We start from the raw sequence: 16,407 nt of genomic DNA, 5'->3' as shown, positions 1-16,407 counted from the left end.
GCGTGAGCGAGCAGCAGCTGACCGGTCGCCTCTACGGTGTGGGCCTGGGCCCCGGCGACCCGTCCCTCATGACGGTCCGGGCGGTCGAGGTCATCGCCGAAGCCGACGTCATCGCCTACCACAGCGCCCGGCACGGACGCTCCATCGCGCGCTCCATCGCCGCCGGGCACCTCCGCGCCGACCACATCGAGGAAGCGCTGATCTACCCGGTCACCACCGAGTCGACCGACCACCCCGGCGGCTACCGGGGCGCACTGGACGAGTTCTACGAGACCGCGGCGGCCCGCCTCGCCGCGCACCTCGACGCCGGCCGCACCGTCGCCGTCATCTCCGAGGGCGACCCGCTCTTCTACGGCTCCTACCAGCACATGCACAAGCGGCTGGCCCATCGCTACCCGACCGAGGTCATCCCCGGCGTCACCTCCGTCAGTGCCGCGGCGGCCCGCCTGGGCAAACCGCTCGCCGAGGCCGACGAGGTCCTGACGATCCTCCCCGGCACGCTCCCGGAGGAGGAACTGACCGCCCGTCTGGCCTCCACCGACACCGCCGTCGTCATGAAGCTGGGACGCACCTTCCCCACCGTCCGCCGCGCCATGGAGCGCTCGGGCCGCCTCCCGGAGGCCCACTACGTCGAGCGCGCGACGATGTCCGGCGAACGCACGGAGCGGCTCGCGGACATCGACGCGGAGACGGTCCCCTACTTCTCCGTCAGCGTCGTACCGAGCCGCATCGCGGACCTCCCACCGGCGACGGCCGCCTCCCCCGCCTCCCCCGCCTCCCCCGCGTCCCCCGTGTTCCCCGCGCCCCCCGGCGAGGTCGTAGTCGTCGGTACCGGCCCGGCCGGCCCCCTCTGGCTGACGCCCGAATCCCGTGGCGCCCTGGCCGCCGCCGAAGACCTCGTCGGCTACACCACCTACCTGGACCGCGTCCCGCTGCGCCCCGGCCAGCGCCGCCACGCCTCCGACAACAAGGTCGAGTCCGAACGCGCCGAGCTCGCCCTCGACCTGGCCCGGCGCGGCCGCCGGGTGGCCGTGGTCTCCGGTGGCGACCCGGGCGTCTTCGCGATGGCGACCGCCGTCCTGGAGGTGGCCTGCCAGGCGCCCTACCGGGCCATCCCCGTACGGGTCCTCCCAGGGGTCACCGCCGCCAACGCCGCCGCCGCCCGCGCCGGCGCCCCCCTCGGCCACGACTACGCGGTCATCTCGCTCTCCGACCGCCTCAAGCCCTGGGAGGTCATCGCCGAACGCCTGCATGCCGCGGCAGGCGCCGACCTGGCCCTCGCCCTCTACAACCCCGGCTCCCGCAGCCGCACCTGGCAGGTCGGCAAGGCCCGCGAACTCCTCCTGGAACACCGCGCCCCCGACACCCCCGTCATCCTCGCCCGCGACATCGGCGGCCCCGAGGAATCCGTCCGCACGGTCCACCTGGCCGACCTCGACCCGCACCAGGTCGATATGCGGACGCTGCTGATCGTCGGGTCGTCCCAGACGCAGGCGGTCCGGCGCGACGACGGCACCGAGGTCGTGTGGACGCCGCGGAGGTATCCGGAGGGGTGAGGCTTCCGGCCGGGCGGGTAGGGCTCCGCCCGGCCAGGCAGGGCTCCGGCCCGGCGGGGCAGGGCCCCCACCCGGCGGGCACCTCGTAACGGCGCGGTCAGCCGGTGAGATCCAGGATGCGGACCGGTTCGCCGCGCCAGCGCTCCGGAGCGGTGGTGGCGACGATCGCTCCGTCGGGACGGTCGGGCGTGGGCTGAGCTGCGTAGTGGCTGTGGGCTGCGGCCCACGTCCCCTGTCCCGCTATGGCCAATGCAGCGGGCAGATCCAGGTCCAGGACGGTGATGCCGGGCAGGGCGGCAAGGTGCTCGGCCGTGCCGGGCCGTGCGCGGTCGGCTTCGACGAGCGCGCACGTCGGCGCGTACAGGTACCAGCCGGACTCTGCGTGGGCACGGTGGATGAGGCGGGAGGCCAGGACGTTCCCCTGGCCTGCCGCGGTCATCGCGGTGTCGTCCAAGACGATGTGCAGAGGGTCGCTCACCGGCCCGTCACCTGCGCCAGCCGCCGGTCGAGCTCACTGTCCAGGTCCTGCTGCTGTGCCGCGGTCGGGGCGTACCCGTTCCACTTCTTCAGTGCCGCAAGAGCCTTCTCCGCACGCTCGGTACGTTCGGCCGGAGTCAGCATGGTCTCCGCCAGGCGCGCCAGATAGGCCCGCAGCGACAGCCCCTCGGCGGCCGCGATCGCAGCGAGCCGGTCCTTGGCTTCCTCCGGGATACGGACATTCGCATCCGACATCGTGGTGCTCCTCCCTACGCAACCAGGGTACGGGTACGTACCCGTACCCTACCGCTCCGCCTCAGCCGAGCCGCCCGCCCTCCCAGCAGCCCCAGCGGGCCCCACCCCTCGCCCCCTCGGAATTCTTTTCGAGGCATTATCCGCCCCCCGTCGCCCCTCCCGACGACCCCGCCAACTCCCCTTTTGAGAGCGGTCCGGAGTGACAACTCCCGTACTGGGCAAGGGCATTGACAGACCAGTCAGGACTCGAATGGAGAAGAGGAATGGGAATGGCGGAGTGCACTCCGGGGGCCGGGAGGGGCAGGGATGCCGCGCAGGCGTGGGATGAGCTAGGGGCGGCGCCGAAGGGGGCGGGGGTCGCCTTGCCATCGCCGGAACGGGGCAGGGTGTTGGTGGTGGGGGGCTTGTCGCGGTCGGTGGGGGACCTCGGGCGATGGACGTCGCGGGCGGCGCGACGGCTCGCGCCGGTGGTGGGGAAGTGCGCCCCGTGAGTGAGGAGACGGCCCGTTCCTCTGCCGCCCGGGACGCCGACGAGGAGGTGGAGAAGGAGGAATCCGCGAGGCGGCGGGAAGAATTAGTGGAAAGGGTCCGGGAAGCCAATCGCCTCAGTGTGAATCGGGTGAATCAGGTGAATCGGCCGCGCTGAGAATACGACGGAGCCAGTGCACCGCCGCGTCCGGATTCGCCGCCACCGGCACCCCGTCCGGCACCGGCGGGCGCCGTACGACCACCACCGGCACCCCGGCCTCCCGTGCCGCCGTCAGCTTGGCGGCGGTCGCGGCCGCCCCGCTGTCCTTCGTGACGACGACGTCGATGCGGTGGTCCCGCAGCAGCGCCCGCTCGCCCTCCACCGTGAAGGGGCCCCGGTCGAGCAGCACCTCCATACGGGGCGGGTGCGGCGCCTCGGGGGCGTCGACGGAGCGGACGAGGAACCAGAGGTCGGCGAGGTGGGCGAAGTGGGAGAGGCCCATGCGGCCGGTGGTGAGGAAGATGCGGGAGCCGAGCGCCGGGAGGGCGGCGGCGGCCTCGTCCAGGGAGGTGACCTGGTGCCAGTCGTCGCCGGGTTCCGGCACCCAGCCGGGCCGGCGGAGGGCGAGCAGGGGAACATGGGCGGTGGCGGCGGCCAGGGCCGCGTTGTGACTGATCGTGTCGGCGAAAGGATGGGTGGCGTCGATGAGCGCGTCCACCGCGTGCTCGCGCAGCCAGCGGGCGAGGCCCTCGGGGCCACCGAACCCGCCGATGCGCACCTCCCCGGCGGGCAGCCGTGGCGCGGCGACCCGGCCGGCCAGCGAGGACGTCACGCGGAGGGCGGGTACCGGGGCCGGGGCCGCGGCGGGCTCCCGCCCCAGCACGGACTCCGCCCCCGCAACCGGCTCCCCCACCACCGGCTCCCGCGCCAAGCCCGCCGCCAGCCCCGCCGCCAACCGCCGGGCCTCCGTAGTGCCGCCGAGGATCAGTACATGGCGTGGCGGGCGGGCTGTGTCGGGCATGGGATGTGGGTTCCTCCGTGGCTGAAGCGCAACCGCAGGGTACGGGGCCGCAGGGTACGGGCAAGGCCGCGGGCGGGCGTAGTGCGCAGCTCGCGCATACCGGGCTGCGGTCCGGCTGGACGACCGGTGCCTGTGCGACGGCGGCGAGCACGGCCGCGTACACGGCGCTGCTGAGCGGCGAGTTCCCCGATCCGGTGACGATCACGCTGCCGAAGGGGCAGACGCCGTCCTTCGCGCTGGCGGTGGAGGAGCTGGCGCCGGGGCGGACGGCCGCCATGGCGGGTGTGGTGAAGGATGCGGGCGACGATCCGGATGTGACGCACGGGGCGCTCGTCCGGGCCACCGTGCGGGCGCTGCCGGCCGGGTCGGGGGTCGTGTTCAAGGCCGGACCGGGGGTCGGGACCGTGACCCGGCCCGGACTGCCGCTGGACGTCGGGGAGCCGGCGATCAATCCCGTACCGCGGCAGCTGATGCGGGAGCATCTGGCGCAGGTCGCGGCGCGGTACGGCGGCGGTGCGGGCGCGACGGCCGACGTCGAGGTGGAGATCTCGGTCGATCACGGGGAGGAGATCGCCCGGAGCACCTGGAATCCGCGGCTGGGAATCCTGGGCGGGCTGTCGATCCTGGGGACCACCGGGATCGTGGTGCCGTACTCCTGCTCGGCGTGGATCGACTCCATCCGGCGGGGAGTCGACGTGGCGCGGGCGGCCGGCCGGCGGCATGTGGCGGGGTGTACGGGGTCGACGTCGGAGAAGGTGGCCGTCGCCCTGCACCATCTGCCCGAGGACGCGCTGCTGGACATGGGCGACTTCGCGGGGGCGGTGCTGAAGTACATCCGGCGTCATCCGGTGGAGCGGCTCACCATCTGCGGCGGGTTCGCCAAGCTGTCCAAGCTCGCGGCCGGGCATCTGGATCTGCACTCGGCGCGGTCCCAGGTGGACAAGGGGTTCCTGGCGGAGCTCGCCCGGCGGGGCGGTGCGGACGAGGCGCTGGCGGGGGCGGTCGCGGAGGCCAATACGGGCCTGGCGGCGCTCCAGTTGTGCAGCGCGGCCGGTGTCCCGCTGGGGGATCTGGTGGCGGCGACGGCGCGGGACGAGTCGCTGGCGGTGCTGCGCGGCGCGCCGGTCGCGGTCGATGTCATCTGCATCGACCGGGCTGGGATGGTGGTGGGGCGGGCGGAGCCGCGGGGTCCGGGGGACGCCGGGCAGGGAAGCCCCCAGGGGTGAAGGGCTTCCCCCTGACCGCCGTCAGTTCCGGAAGGTGCGGAAGGTGCGGCCGTACCGCTCGGGCAGGCAGTCTTCCCTGTTGCCGGTGATCGATCCCAGCGCGGTGCCGAGGGCACAGGTGGTCAGCCGCAGCGGGTTGTCGCGGAACCGTCCGGGGCGCTCGTAGCGGCGCTCCCGGCGGTCGTAGCGGTCTTCGCGTCGGTCGTGCGTCCGGCCCGGCCGGTCGTTCATCCGGAGCGGGCTGTCGTGCATCCACGGCGAGCTGTCGCGCGCCTGCCCCGGGGTGTCCTTGGCCTGTGTGACATGGTCCGTGCTGTCGGCCGCGGCGACGGTGCCGCCGAAGAGCGTCAGCAGGGCTGCGGCACCGACGACGCCGGCGGCCAGTCTGGTACGCATCGTGGCGTACTCCTTTGCTTCGGCCCCCCTTGGGTGTCGCAGCTTCCTTACCGGCCCCCAGGAGCCGAGTAACGGACATTCACCCCGATGCGGTTGCACGGTCATACGGACGGTCCCCGAAGGGTCTACGGGCAGGCGGTGCGGTGGGGGCCGCTGGCAGCAAAAGCACTGCCTTCCGGTGCGGGACAGCCGTGTCCGGCCGCGCGGAGCGGCGCGCGAATTTCTCCTTTATCGGCAGCCGGCGGGCACTTCAGGATCCTGCACAAATCCATAGCCCGCGTTACGCGGAAAATACAGACATCTCCCTTCATCCCGCTCGACTACGGGTACTCGGCGAACCTCGTCTGCTTATTTCCGCAAGGCACCCAAGGGGGCATGACGGTCTATTCCGTGACCGTTGTCCCGTAGCTGCCACGCAAGGGGACCGTCCGCAGGAATCGGGCAAAGATGCACGTCAAGCGGCTGTTGCGGCGCATTTCGCGCCGGTGAAAAAATCTGCCGGTGAGTTGCCGCGAAACCACGTGACGTGATTGCATTTCGTCAACGCGCGGACGCCATTACGGGTGTCACATTTCCGGTGCCAGGCGACCGCGTTGCGGTCGGAGTACTCACCAGAATTCCGCCTGTGTTGGTTCAGAATCCACAGCTTTTACGAGAAGGGCACATCATGCGCAACGGCTTCACCCCCGCCACGGAGATTGCCGACAGCGAGCTGGAGAACATCTCCGGTGGCATCGCCGGCGCCGGCGCCGACGCTGGCGCCCAGATCGCCGGGCACGGCGCCTCCGTGAACGTCGGCGGCTTCGTCGGCGGCGGCGCGTCGGTCTCCCCCGAAGGCGTCAGCGCGCAGCTCTCCGGCTCTGCCCTGGCCTCGGTGCAGACCAGCGGTCTCTGAGATCTGAGCCGTAGGGGAATCTGCTCCCCGCTTGCGCTGCCGCCCACGAGCAGGGCGCACCGGAACCCCGGGACCTCCCGTCCCGGGGTTCCGGTGCGTCCGGACTCAGGGAGTGTCCGTGGGCGCGGGGTTCTGCGCACCGCACCCGCCGTGCGGCCGCTCCCGGTCCGCCGAGTAGAGATGGCTGTCGCGGAACTGCTCGGCGCCCAGGGTGCGGCCGACCATGATGACGGCCGTACGGACCACGCCCGCGGCCTTCACCTGGCCTGCGATGTCGGCGAGGGTGCCGCGCAGCACGAGTTCGTCGGGGCGGGAGGCCATGGCGACGACCGCGGCGGGGCAGTCGGCGCCGTAGTGGGGCAGGAGTTCGCCGACGACCCGGTCGACGTACATGGCGGCCAGGTGGAGCACCAGCAGCGCACCGCTGCGCCCGAGGGTGGCGAGGTCCTCGCCCTCCGGCATGGGGGTGGCCCGCTGGGCGACGCGGGTGAGGATGACGGTCTGGCCGACGGTGGGGACGGTCAGTTCACGCTTGAGCGCGGCCGCCGCCGCGGCGAACGCGGGGACGCCCGGCACCACGTCGTACGGCACCCCGGCCGCGTCCAGGCGGCGCATCTGCTCGGCCACCGCGCTGAAGACGGACGGGTCGCCGGAGTGCAGCCGGGCCACGTCATGGCCCTCCTCGTGGGCGCGGACCATTTCGGCGGTGATCGCGTCGAGATCCAGCTGCGCGGTGTCGATGAGCCGCGCATCGGGCGGGCATTCGGCGAGCAGCTCGCGCGGCACCAGGCTGCCGGCGTACAGACAGACCCCGCAGGACGCGAGCGTACGGGCGCCGCGCACGGTGATCAGGTCGGCGGCGCCGGGACCCGCGCCGATGAAGTGGACGGTCATGAGGGCTCGTTCTCCTGGGGCAGGGCGGTCGGGGACGGGGCGGCGGGCAGCGGCTTCACGGCCGCCCACTGGGTGACCGGCATCGCCTGCCGCCAGCCGGTGAAGCCGCCGACCGGTACGGCGTGGGCGACCGCGAGCCGGACCAGTTCGCCGCCGTGCCGCCGGTACCAGTCGGCCAGCAGCGCCTCGGACTCCAGCGTCACGGTGTTCGCCACGATCCGGCCGCCCGCGGGCAGCGCCGCCCAGCACGCGGCCAGCAGGCCGGGGGCGGTCAGCCCGCCGCCGATGAAGACCGCGTCCGGTGTCGGCAGACCGTCCAGCGCGGCGGGCGCGGCACCGGTGACGACGCGCAGTCCCGGGACGCCGAGCGTGCGCGCGTTCCGGCCGATCCGCTCGGCCCGTACGGGGTCGCGCTCGACGCTGACGGCGCGGCAGCTGCGGTGCGCCCGCAGCCACTCGATGGCGATGGAGCCGGAGCCGCCGCCGATGTCCCAGAGGAGTTCGCCGGGGGCGGGCGCCAGCGCGGCCAGGGTGGCGGCGCGGACATGGCGCTTGGTGAGCTGGCCGTCGTGCTCGTAGGCGGCATCGGGGAGGCCGGGGACGGCGGCGAGCGCCGGGGTGCCGGGCGCGCGGCGGCAGTCGAGGGCGAGGACGTTGAGGGGGTCGCCGGGCGGGGCGTCCCAGTCGTGGGCGGTGCCCTCGGCGGTCCGCTCACGGGGGCCGCCGAGCTGCTCCAGTACGCGCATCCGGGTCGGTCCGAAACCGTGGGCCCGCAGCAGGTCCGCGACCTCGGCGGGGGTGCCGGCCCCGGCGGACAGCACCAGCACCCGGCGGCCGTCGTAGAGCGCGCGGACCAGGTTCTCGGTGGGCCGTCCGACGAGCGTGACGACCTCGGTGTCCTCCAGCGGCCAGCCCAGGCGGGCGCAGGCGTGGGAGACGGACGAGGGGTGCGGGAGGATGCGCAGCGCGGTGGCCGGGGGCACGCCCGCGGCCCGGCCCGCACCGGTGGCCGCCTGCTCCTCGATCACCTCGCTCAGTGTCCGCCCGATGCCGTAGAACATCGGGTCGCCGCTGGCCAGCACGCACACCCGGCGCCCGGCGTACGCGGCGAGCAGCCCGGGGACGGCGGGGCGCAGCGGCGACGGCCACGGGACGCGCTCACCGGTGCACTCCGCGGGCAGCAGCGCGAGCTGGCGGGCGCCGCCGATCAGCACCTCGGCGGCGCACAGCGCCTGCCGGGAGGCGGCCGGCAGTCCGTCCCAGCCGTCGGCCCCGATGCCGACGACGGACAGCGGTTCAGGCGCGGCCGGGGCGGGGGGTGCGGGGCTCACTGCCGGATACCTCGGAGGTGGGGGTCGGGAGGGGACGGGAGCCGAACTTTACTGACCGGCGGGGCGGCGGCCAGGTGGGGGGCCGTGTGGGGGCCGCGCGGGGACGGGCCCACAGGCCACGGGACCACCGGCCACGGCCCCCGGCCACAAGCCCCGGCGGGCAGGCCCCGGCCCCGGCCCGCAGGCCCCCGCAAGGATTCCGCAAGCCCCGCACAAGCCTTCCGTCGGCCCCCCGGGCATCCCCCTGCTGACGGCCTGCCGTCCCTGGCCGGCCGGACAGCTCGACACCGAACAGACATGGGGGATGCCATGACGGCATTGCGGACGTGCGACGGCGGACCACAGCCGCCGGCACGGGAGTGGCTGACGCTCACCGGACGCAAGAGGGTCCTGGTGGTCGTGCACACCGTGACGTACGGAAAGCGGCTGCAGGAGGTGATCTGCCTGCTGGAGTCGGATCTGCGGATCCAGGTGGTGTTCACCGCACCGCCGCATCCGTTCAGCGACGGGGTGGCACGGCTCCTGGAGGCGCTGGGCAGCGCCGTGCTGCCCTGGGACGAGGCGGTCCGGATGGAGTTCGATCTCGCGCTGGCCGCCGGGCCGCGCGGCGTGGACCAGGTGCGGGCACCGCTGGTGCTGCTGCCGCACGGGGCGAACTTCCTGAAGCGGGTCACCGAGGGGACCGACACCCGGGTGGCGGGACTCGGGCGGCAGGACCTCACCCCGCGGGGCCGGGCGCTGCCCGCCGCCGTGGTGCTGCCCCACCGGGACGATCTGAGCGGCCTGGCGGACGCGTGCCCGGAGGCGCTGCCGCGGGCCTCGGTCGTCGGGGACCCCGTACACGACCGGATGGTGGCCAGTCTGCCCCGGCGCCGTGCCTACCGCCGGGCGCTCGGGCTCGGCAAGGGTCAGCAGCTCACCGCCGTCGTCTCCACCTGGGGCGCACACTCCTCCTTCGGAGCGATCGAAGCGCTGCTGCCCCGGCTGCTGGAGCTGGTGGGGCGCAACCGCCGGGTGGCGGTCCTGGTGCACCCCAACGTCTGGTCGGGGCACGGCGCCTGGCAGGTGCGTGCCTGGCTGGCGCAGTGCGCCCGGCGCGGTATCGCGGTCATCCCGCCCGAGGCGGACTGGCGGCCGGTGCTGATCGCGGCGGACACGATCATCGGGGACCACGGTTCGGTGACCCTGTACGGCACGCTGACGGATGCGCCGATCCTGCTCGCCGCCTCACCGGAGCAGGAGATCAACCCGGACTCCCCGGCCGCCGCGCTCGCCCGGACGGCTCCGGCGCTCTCCCCGGCCCACTCGCTCAAGAGCCAGCTGGCCTATGTGGCGGCCGAGTACCACGGCCACCAACGGGAGCAGTACGGGGACATCGCCGCACGCATCACCTCGGAGCCGGGCCGCTTCAGCCGGAACATGCGCCGTCTCCTCTACCGGCTGCTGGGCCTCGGCCAGCCCGCCCACCCGGCGCGGACCCGGCCGCTGCCCCTGCCGCCGCCGCTGGCCCGTTGGTCGTCCGCCGCGACCGCCGGATACGACAGGGACTACGGGACGGGGGCCTCGGCGTGAAACGGGAATCAACCGATCTGGACATGCAGCGGGAATCAGCCGACCTCGGCAGGAAACGGGAGTCAACTGACCTCGGACTCCGGGCCGTTCGGGGGTTCCGGCGGGTGCAGGTGCTGCCCGGCCACACCCGCGGGGGCGGCGCCACGATCGCGGTCACGGTCTCCATAGGGGAGCAGGGGACGCCGGCCGCCTCCCGGCCGGCGTGTGCGCGGTTCTGCGGGGTGTGGGACGGCAGCTGCGGCGAGGTGGCCGCCGATACCGATGAACACTTCGCGGTGGACGCCGAGAACTGCACCGACGAACGCTGGCTGGCCTGCGCGGATGTGCTGCACGGCAGCCGGCCGTGGGCCGCCGGGAGCGCCATGGGCCGGGTGCGGGACCTCCTCGCCCGTTATACGGGGTGCCGGCTCGCCGGACTGCCGCTCACCGGAGGCGGCTGGGCCGTCGCGGAACGCCTCGGCACCTGCCGGCTGATCCGGTCGGCGTTCCTCCGGCCCCTCGCCCCGCAGCCGCGCGAGCGGGACGCCTGGGAGTACTCCCTGATGGCGTCCTGCCTGCACGGCCTGGTGGCGACCGGGCACACCCTGGAGGAACTGCTGCCGCTGACCGTCCTGTCCCTCGCCTGACGCCGACGCGTCGGGCCGTCGGAGGCCGCGGGCCGGTGCCGGGGGTTCTCCCGCTACACCGGCTCCGCGTCCTCCCCGGGTTCTGCCGGCCGGTCCGGAAGACCGGCCAGCAGGACCGCCATCCGTTGTGCGTCGGAGGGGCTCTGCCCGGTGTACAGCTCCTTGGCGCGCGCGAAGCAGTCATGGGCCGTACCGGTATCCGCCTGCTCCACGGCGCTGCTGCCGAGCATCTCCCAAATGCGCGCCTGCCAGGGGAGGGCACCGGCCTGCTCGAAGAAGGCCAGCGCCTGACGGAGCTCCGCCACACCCGCCGTATGCGCACCGTCCCGCGCGAGTGCCCGCCCGTGGAAGGCGAGCGCGCGGGCGGCATCGTACGGGTCGTCGACGGCGAGGAGGGTGGTGTGTGCCTGCGCGAAGTAGTCCGCCGCGGGCAGACCGTCCCACCTCGCCCCCTCGCTCTCCAGCGCCATCTCGCCCAGCACGATGCGCGACAGGGCCGCGCCCCGCGGGTAACCGGCCCGCTCCCAGGTGGTGATGGCCTGACGCAGGAGGTCACCTGCTGCCCGGAAGTTGCCCAACTGCCGCTGTGCGGACCCGAGCCCGTGCAGCGCCTGGCCCTCGTCCCGCTCGTCCCCGGCCTCCCGGGCGGCGGCCAGTGACCCGGTGAACCATTCGATGGCCTCCTCGGTCCGTCCGGCGACACCGAACCCGATGGCTCCCGAGTTGAGCATCTGGCGCTCCGCGGCCCGGTCCCCGCCGCGCCGGGCGGCGCGCAGACCGATCTCATGGGCCTCCGCCCACAGGTCGTGATAGCGCAGCCGGTGGAACAACGGCCAGAGGGCGTCGACGAGTTGCCAGGCCGGATCGTCCCAGCCCTTGTCGTACGCGGTGCGCACCGTCGCGAGCAGATCCAGCCGGTGCGCTTCGAGCCAGACCAGCGCACCGGACGCGTCGGTGAACGGGCAGGGCAGTTCCGGGGGGAACGCATAGGTGCGCCGGAGCGTCAGCTGGATCGGGGACAGCTGCTGCTGGGCCTGGGTCGCCGTCGCCAGGTACCAGTCACAGACCCGCCGCAGCGCCTCCTCGCGCTCCGGTGCCCCTTCCTCCTCCTGTGCCCTCTCCTGGGCGTGCAGACGGACCAGGTCGTGGAAGCGGTAGCTGTCCGGGCCGATGTCCTCCAGCAGATTGGCCTCGACCAGCACATCGAGCAGCCGCTCGGCCTCCGTCAGCGGGATCCGGCAGACCACCGCGGCCACCCGGGCCTCCAGCGAGGACACCGGCAACAGCGCGAGCCGGCGGTAGAGCCGCGCCGCCTCGGGGCTCAGCACCGCATACGACTCGTCCAGCGCGTGGTGCACCGAGAACTCCCCTTCGATCGCCAGCGCGGAAAGCCGCCCCTGGCCCTGGGTCAGCGCCTCGACCAGGGAGCGCATCGGCTGCCACGGACGGGAGGCGAGACGGGCGGCCGCCAGGCACAGCGCCAGCGGGAGGCCACCGCAGAGCGCGATCAGCTCACGGGTCTCATGGGCCTCGCTGCGCACCCGGTCCGCGCCCACGCCCCGGGAGAGCACTTCCGCCGCGGCCTCCGAGTCGAGCAGGCCGAGCTGATGGCAGAGCGCGCCGTCCGCCCGCAGACCCGACAGACGGTGCCGGCTCGTCGCCACCAGCAGACCGCCCCGTCCGCCCGGCAACAACGGGCGGACCTGGGCGGCCGAGAAGGCGTTGTCCACCATCACGGAGATCCGCAGCCCGGCGGTGACGGAGCGCCAGAGCGCGGTCTGCTCCGCCAGGCTCGCCGGCACCGTCCCCGTGCCGAACGCCCGCAGGAACTGGCCGAGAATCTCGGACGGATGGGCGGGCCCGCCCACGGAGTGGCCCCGCAGGTCCGCATAGAGCTGTCCGTCGGGAAATTCCTCGGCGGTGCTCCGCAGCCACCGGGTCACCAGCGAGGTCTTTCCGACCCCGGCCGGCCCGGATACCACGACGAGCGGCGCCGACTCCTCCCGGGAGCCGTCGAGCAGACCATTGAGCGCGGCGAGATCATTCACCCGGTCCGTGAAATGCGGTGATACAGGCAGAAGTTGTCTGGGAATCGGTGGTCGCCCGGACGTACCGTCCGTATCGCGCGTATGGAAATGCACGCCCCCATGGATCTCACCTGCCTGGATACTCGGCCCGTTGATGTGCGCCGAGCCTCCTACGGCATTTTCGTACCGTTGCATCCGCAGCCCCCCGTCCGGATTCGCAGGATCGGTTCAGCATTCCCCGCAGCAACACAAGGGAGTCAAACCACCCTCGGAATCCGGCCATCGGGTCCCTCCGAGGCTCTCTGGTTTCGCCCACCGGTGAGTGCCATGCTCGATTCACCAGTTGTTGCGCCGATCCGGGGGAGGCGCCGGTGGAGGTCTACGTTCTCGGTCCCATTCGTCTCGGCACACCGGACCGCAGAGTCGGTCTCGGCTCCGACAAGGAACGGTGTGTGCTCGCCTCACTGGCCCTTTCGGCGAGCCGGCCGGTGGCCCTGGAAACGCTCATCGACCGGCTGTGGGACAACGGTCCGCCGGCCAAGGCCCGGCAGTCCGTGCACGCGTACATCTCCCGGGTCCGCAAGGCCCTCCGCGAGGCCGCCGCGGACACCGCACCGCCCCGGCCCGCACAGGAGCCGCCGGCCATCACCCAGCACGCGCACACCTACACCCTGGCGATCGCGCCGGAGCACGTCGACTGGCACCGGTTCAGGAAGCTGACCACACAGGCGCAGTCCCAGTCCCACGCGGGCAACTACTCCGCCGCGGCCGCGCTGCTCCACGAGGCGGAGACCCTGTGGGAAGAGGAAGCCCTGGCCGGCCTCCCCGGTATCTGGCCGGAGCAGACCCGGGCCCGGCTGGCGGAGGAGCGGCTGGGCGCCGCCACGTCCCGGATCGCGGCGGAACTCCGGCTGCGCCGCTTCCACGAGGCGCTCGGCCCGCTGTCCTCGCTCATCTCCCAACACCCGCATGACGAGATGCTGTTGGAATACCTCATGCTGGCCTACTACGGCAGCGGGCGGCATGCCGATGCCTTACGGGTCTATCAGGACGCGCGGCGCCGGCTGCGCCAGGATCTCGGTGCCGATCCCAGCGAGCAGCTGACCCGGGTTCATCAGCAGATTCTGCGCCGGACCCCGCTGACCGAGCTGATCCCGTACCCCGCGAGCCGGTGCCGGCACGACGAACCGGCCCCCACCGCCCCGCGGAACCTGCCCCGGCACACCTCCCTGGTCGGCCGCCGTACGGAGATGCGCCGGCTCTGCGCGGCGGTGACCGAGGCCGCGGGGGCCGGGGCGGGCCACGCGGACCGTTCGCCGCCCGCCGTCATCGCCCTGGAGGCGATCTCCGGGATGGCCGGAGTCGGCAAGACGGCGGTCGCGGTCAACGCCGCCGACCGGCTCGGCACGCGGTTCCCCGACGGCCAGCTCTACCTCGATCTGCGCGCCCACGCCCGGGTGCAGGATCCGCTGCCCGCGGGCGCCGCCCTGGCCACCCTCCTCCGGCTGCTGGGCACCGCACCCGACGCCATCCCCGGCGAGCTGGAGGAACGCACCACGCTGTGGCGGACCCTGCTGACGGAGAAGCGGACGGTCGTCGTCCTGGACGATGCCGCCGGCACCGAGCAGATCCGTCCGCTGCTCCCCGACAGCGGCTCCGCGTCCCTCGTCATCATCACCAGCCGCCGTCATCTGGCCGGTCTGCCGGGCGCGCACTGGCTGGCCCTCGATGTGCTGCCGCCGGACGACGCGACCTCGCTCTTCCGGAGCTTCGCGGGCGAGGAGCGCACCCGGGACGACACCACGGTCCGCCATATCGTCCGTCAGTGCGGCTACTTACCGCTGGCCATCGAACTGGCGGCCAACAGGTTCAACGCCCGGCCGTCCTGGACGCTGGCCACCCTCCGCGATCAGCTCTCCCGGGGACCGGGACGGCTGGGCGAACTGCGCGACGGATCCTCGGAGATAGCGCGCGCGTTCGAGATGTCGTACCGGACCCTGACCACAACACAACGGACCGTCTTCCGGCTGCTCGCGCTGCACCTCGGGGCGGAATTCGGCCCGCACGCGGCAGCGGCGCTGGTGAACCGTCCCTTGGAGGAGACCGAACGGCTCCTGGAGACCCTGCTGCACTGCCACCTCCTCCAGGAGCCCAGCCCGCACCGCTACCGCTTCCACGATCTGCTGGGCGAGTACGCCCGCGCGCTGGCCTCCGCCGAGGACACCGAGGAGGAACGCACCAGGGCCCTGGACCGGCTGGTGGACTTCTATCTGTACGCGGCCGACGCGGCCGACCGGCTGCTGTACCCCCGTCGTATCCGGCTGCCGTCGCCGGACACCGCGGCCCCGGCGGCGCTGCCCGCCCTGCGGCACACGGACGAGGCGAAAGAGTGGCTCACGGTCGAGCGCTCCAATCTCCTGACCGCCGAGCGGCACGCCCGTACCCACGGCAGGCCAGGCAGCGCCGCGCTGCTGAGCCATGTCCTGGCCGGCTTCCTGGACGCCGACTGCCACTGGGCGGACGCCGACCGTATGCAGCGACATGCCGTGGAGCACTGGCAGCAGACGGGCGAGCGGCACGCCCTGTGTGTGGCGCTGCTCGATCTCGGCACGACCCACGCGAACACCTCGCGCTACCCGCAGGCCGAGGCGGCCGCACGGCAGGCGCTCGGCCTGGCCCGTGCCGCGGGCTTCACGGACGCGGAGGCCGAGGCCCTGCGGACCCTGGGAATCCTGCAGTGGCACCTGGGGCGCTACCAGGAAGCGATCACCCTCTACCGGGAGCTCCTCCCGCTCCACATCCGCTCCGGTGACCTGTGGGCACGGGCCCGCTGCGAAAACAACCTCGCCATTTCCCTGCTTTATCAGGGTGAGCACCAGGACGCCCTGAAGCATTTCACCCAGGCCATAAAGAACTTCCGGCTGACCGGCGATCTCCTCAGCACCGGAAGGTGCTTCAACAACCTCGGTGATTTGCATATGCGCATGGGAAATAAAGACACCGCGCGGTGTCATTACGAGGAATCTCTTGAGATCGCCACATCCCTCGGAAGTCTCGCCGACCAGATCACCGCCCAGGCGAATCTCGCCGGACTCCTCATCGCCTCGTCCGAGCCCCATGACATCACCTGCGGCATGGATATGTACCAGGAATGCCTTTTCACTTTCCGCCGCCTCGGCGACCGGCGGAACGAGGCCAACGCATTGATCGGCCTGGGCCTGGCCCAGCACCGTCTCGGCCGCTACCGCGAGGCGGCCGCACAGCACGGCAGGGCCCTGGAGCTCGCCCGCGAGATCGGCGCCGCCCATGAGGAAGCCGAGGCCCTGCACCGACTCGGCGCCGCGGAGGCCGCACTGGGCGACCCGGGCCCCGCGAGCGGCCACCTGGAGATGGCGATCGCCCTCGCCGAACGAATCCAGGCACCGGAACAGAAGGCGCACGCAATGTGCGCCCTCGCCGAAGTCCGCCTCCAGGAGGGCACCCCCGAGGCGGCTCGGATGCTGCTGGAATATGCTTTTGGCATATTCCAGTCCGCGGGACTCCCGGATGCTTCCAGGATTGCCGAGCGGATCGCCTCTATCGACGAATCAGGGCCGTCACAGCGGAGTGGCCGGCGCACCTCCTGAGGCGGTTTCAGCACCCACCCTTTGCGCATATTCATG

The 16,407-nt window shown here is 72.8% G+C and carries 13 protein-coding genes; 6 read left to right on the top strand and 7 right to left on the bottom strand.

The window, feature by feature from the left end; translation table 11 throughout:
- Window positions 1-2 precede the first annotated feature (2 nt).
- Entirely contained in the window at window positions 3-1,556 is a 1,554-nt protein-coding gene (locus STRTU_RS18225) for a precorrin-2 C(20)-methyltransferase (RefSeq protein WP_159744614.1), read from the top strand.
- Window positions 1,557-1,653: 97 nt separating this feature from the next.
- Here STRTU_RS18225 and STRTU_RS18220 read toward each other — a convergent pair whose 3' ends face one another.
- The 3 genes from STRTU_RS18220 to STRTU_RS18210 form a co-directional block, all read right to left on the bottom strand.
- On the bottom strand, window positions 1,654-2,034 hold the full coding sequence (locus STRTU_RS18220; protein ID WP_174878889.1) for a PIN domain-containing protein: 381 nt from the start codon (window positions 2,032-2,034) through the stop codon (window positions 1,654-1,656).
- Window positions 2,031-2,288: a hypothetical protein gene (locus STRTU_RS18215; RefSeq protein WP_159744613.1), complete on the bottom strand. Its 258-nt coding sequence runs from the start codon at window positions 2,286-2,288 to the stop codon at window positions 2,031-2,033. Before STRTU_RS18215 ends, STRTU_RS18220 begins: the two co-directional genes overlap by 4 nt.
- Before the next feature lie 605 nt (window positions 2,289-2,893).
- Window positions 2,894-3,778: a cobalt-precorrin-6A reductase gene (locus STRTU_RS18210; protein WP_159744612.1), complete on the bottom strand. Its 885-nt coding sequence runs from the start codon at window positions 3,776-3,778 to the stop codon at window positions 2,894-2,896.
- A gap of 17 nt (window positions 3,779-3,795) precedes the next feature.
- Between STRTU_RS18210 and STRTU_RS18205 the strand changes: the two genes are divergently transcribed.
- Complete coding sequence (locus STRTU_RS18205; RefSeq protein ID WP_159744611.1) at window positions 3,796-5,004, top strand: cobalt-precorrin-5B (C(1))-methyltransferase; 1,209 nt, start codon at window positions 3,796-3,798, stop codon at window positions 5,002-5,004.
- A 21-nt stretch (window positions 5,005-5,025) separates the two neighbouring features.
- On the opposite strand, the gene STRTU_RS18200 is transcribed toward STRTU_RS18205, so the two are convergent.
- Window positions 5,026-5,400, bottom strand: a complete 375-nt coding sequence (locus STRTU_RS18200; RefSeq protein ID WP_159744610.1) for a hypothetical protein — start codon at window positions 5,398-5,400, stop codon at window positions 5,026-5,028.
- A 667-nt stretch (window positions 5,401-6,067) separates the two neighbouring features.
- Between STRTU_RS18200 and STRTU_RS18195 the strand changes: the two genes are divergently transcribed.
- The gene (locus STRTU_RS18195) at window positions 6,068-6,295 is read left to right on the top strand and encodes a hypothetical protein (protein WP_159744609.1); all 228 of its coding nucleotides are present in this window, start codon (window positions 6,068-6,070) and stop codon (window positions 6,293-6,295) included.
- Window positions 6,296-6,400: 105 nt separating this feature from the next.
- On the opposite strand, the gene cobM is transcribed toward STRTU_RS18195, so the two are convergent.
- Together cobM and cbiE are read right to left on the bottom strand one after the other, a co-directional pair.
- The gene (gene cobM, locus STRTU_RS18190) at window positions 6,401-7,189 is read right to left on the bottom strand and encodes a precorrin-4 C(11)-methyltransferase (protein ID WP_159744608.1); all 789 of its coding nucleotides are present in this window, start codon (window positions 7,187-7,189) and stop codon (window positions 6,401-6,403) included.
- Window positions 7,186-8,520 (bottom strand): precorrin-6y C5,15-methyltransferase (decarboxylating) subunit CbiE, encoded by a 1,335-nt coding sequence (cbiE, locus tag STRTU_RS18185; protein WP_159744607.1) that lies wholly within the window; start codon window positions 8,518-8,520, stop codon window positions 7,186-7,188. Before cbiE ends, cobM begins: the two co-directional genes overlap by 4 nt.
- Window positions 8,521-8,829: 309 nt before the next feature.
- On the opposite strand from cbiE, the gene STRTU_RS18180 reads away from it, so the two are divergent.
- The gene (locus tag STRTU_RS18180; protein ID WP_174878888.1) at window positions 8,830-10,092 is read left to right on the top strand and encodes a hypothetical protein; all 1,263 of its coding nucleotides are present in this window, start codon (window positions 8,830-8,832) and stop codon (window positions 10,090-10,092) included.
- Window positions 10,089-10,718, top strand: coding sequence for a hypothetical protein (locus tag STRTU_RS18175; RefSeq protein WP_159744606.1), 630 nt, complete (start codon window positions 10,089-10,091; stop codon window positions 10,716-10,718). Before STRTU_RS18180 ends, STRTU_RS18175 begins: the two co-directional genes overlap by 4 nt.
- Before the next feature lie 53 nt (window positions 10,719-10,771).
- Here STRTU_RS18175 and STRTU_RS18170 read toward each other — a convergent pair whose 3' ends face one another.
- Window positions 10,772-12,766 carry a tetratricopeptide repeat protein gene (locus STRTU_RS18170; RefSeq protein ID WP_246240704.1) on the bottom strand — a complete coding sequence of 665 codons (1,995 nt, stop codon included), beginning with the start codon at window positions 12,764-12,766 and terminating at the stop codon, window positions 10,772-10,774.
- A gap of 350 nt (window positions 12,767-13,116) precedes the next feature.
- Between STRTU_RS18170 and STRTU_RS18165 the strand changes: the two genes are divergently transcribed.
- Window positions 13,117-16,371 (top strand): AfsR/SARP family transcriptional regulator, encoded by a 3,255-nt coding sequence (locus tag STRTU_RS18165; protein WP_159744605.1) that lies wholly within the window; start codon window positions 13,117-13,119, stop codon window positions 16,369-16,371.
- Window positions 16,372-16,407 lie beyond the last annotated feature (36 nt).

The organism is Streptomyces tubercidicus (genome assembly GCF_027497495.1).
Classification (GTDB): Bacteria; Actinomycetota; Actinomycetes; order Streptomycetales; family Streptomycetaceae; genus Streptomyces; species Streptomyces tubercidicus.
The sequence above is the reverse complement of the archived record's forward strand: the minus strand, read 5'-3'. Positions and strand labels throughout refer to the sequence as shown.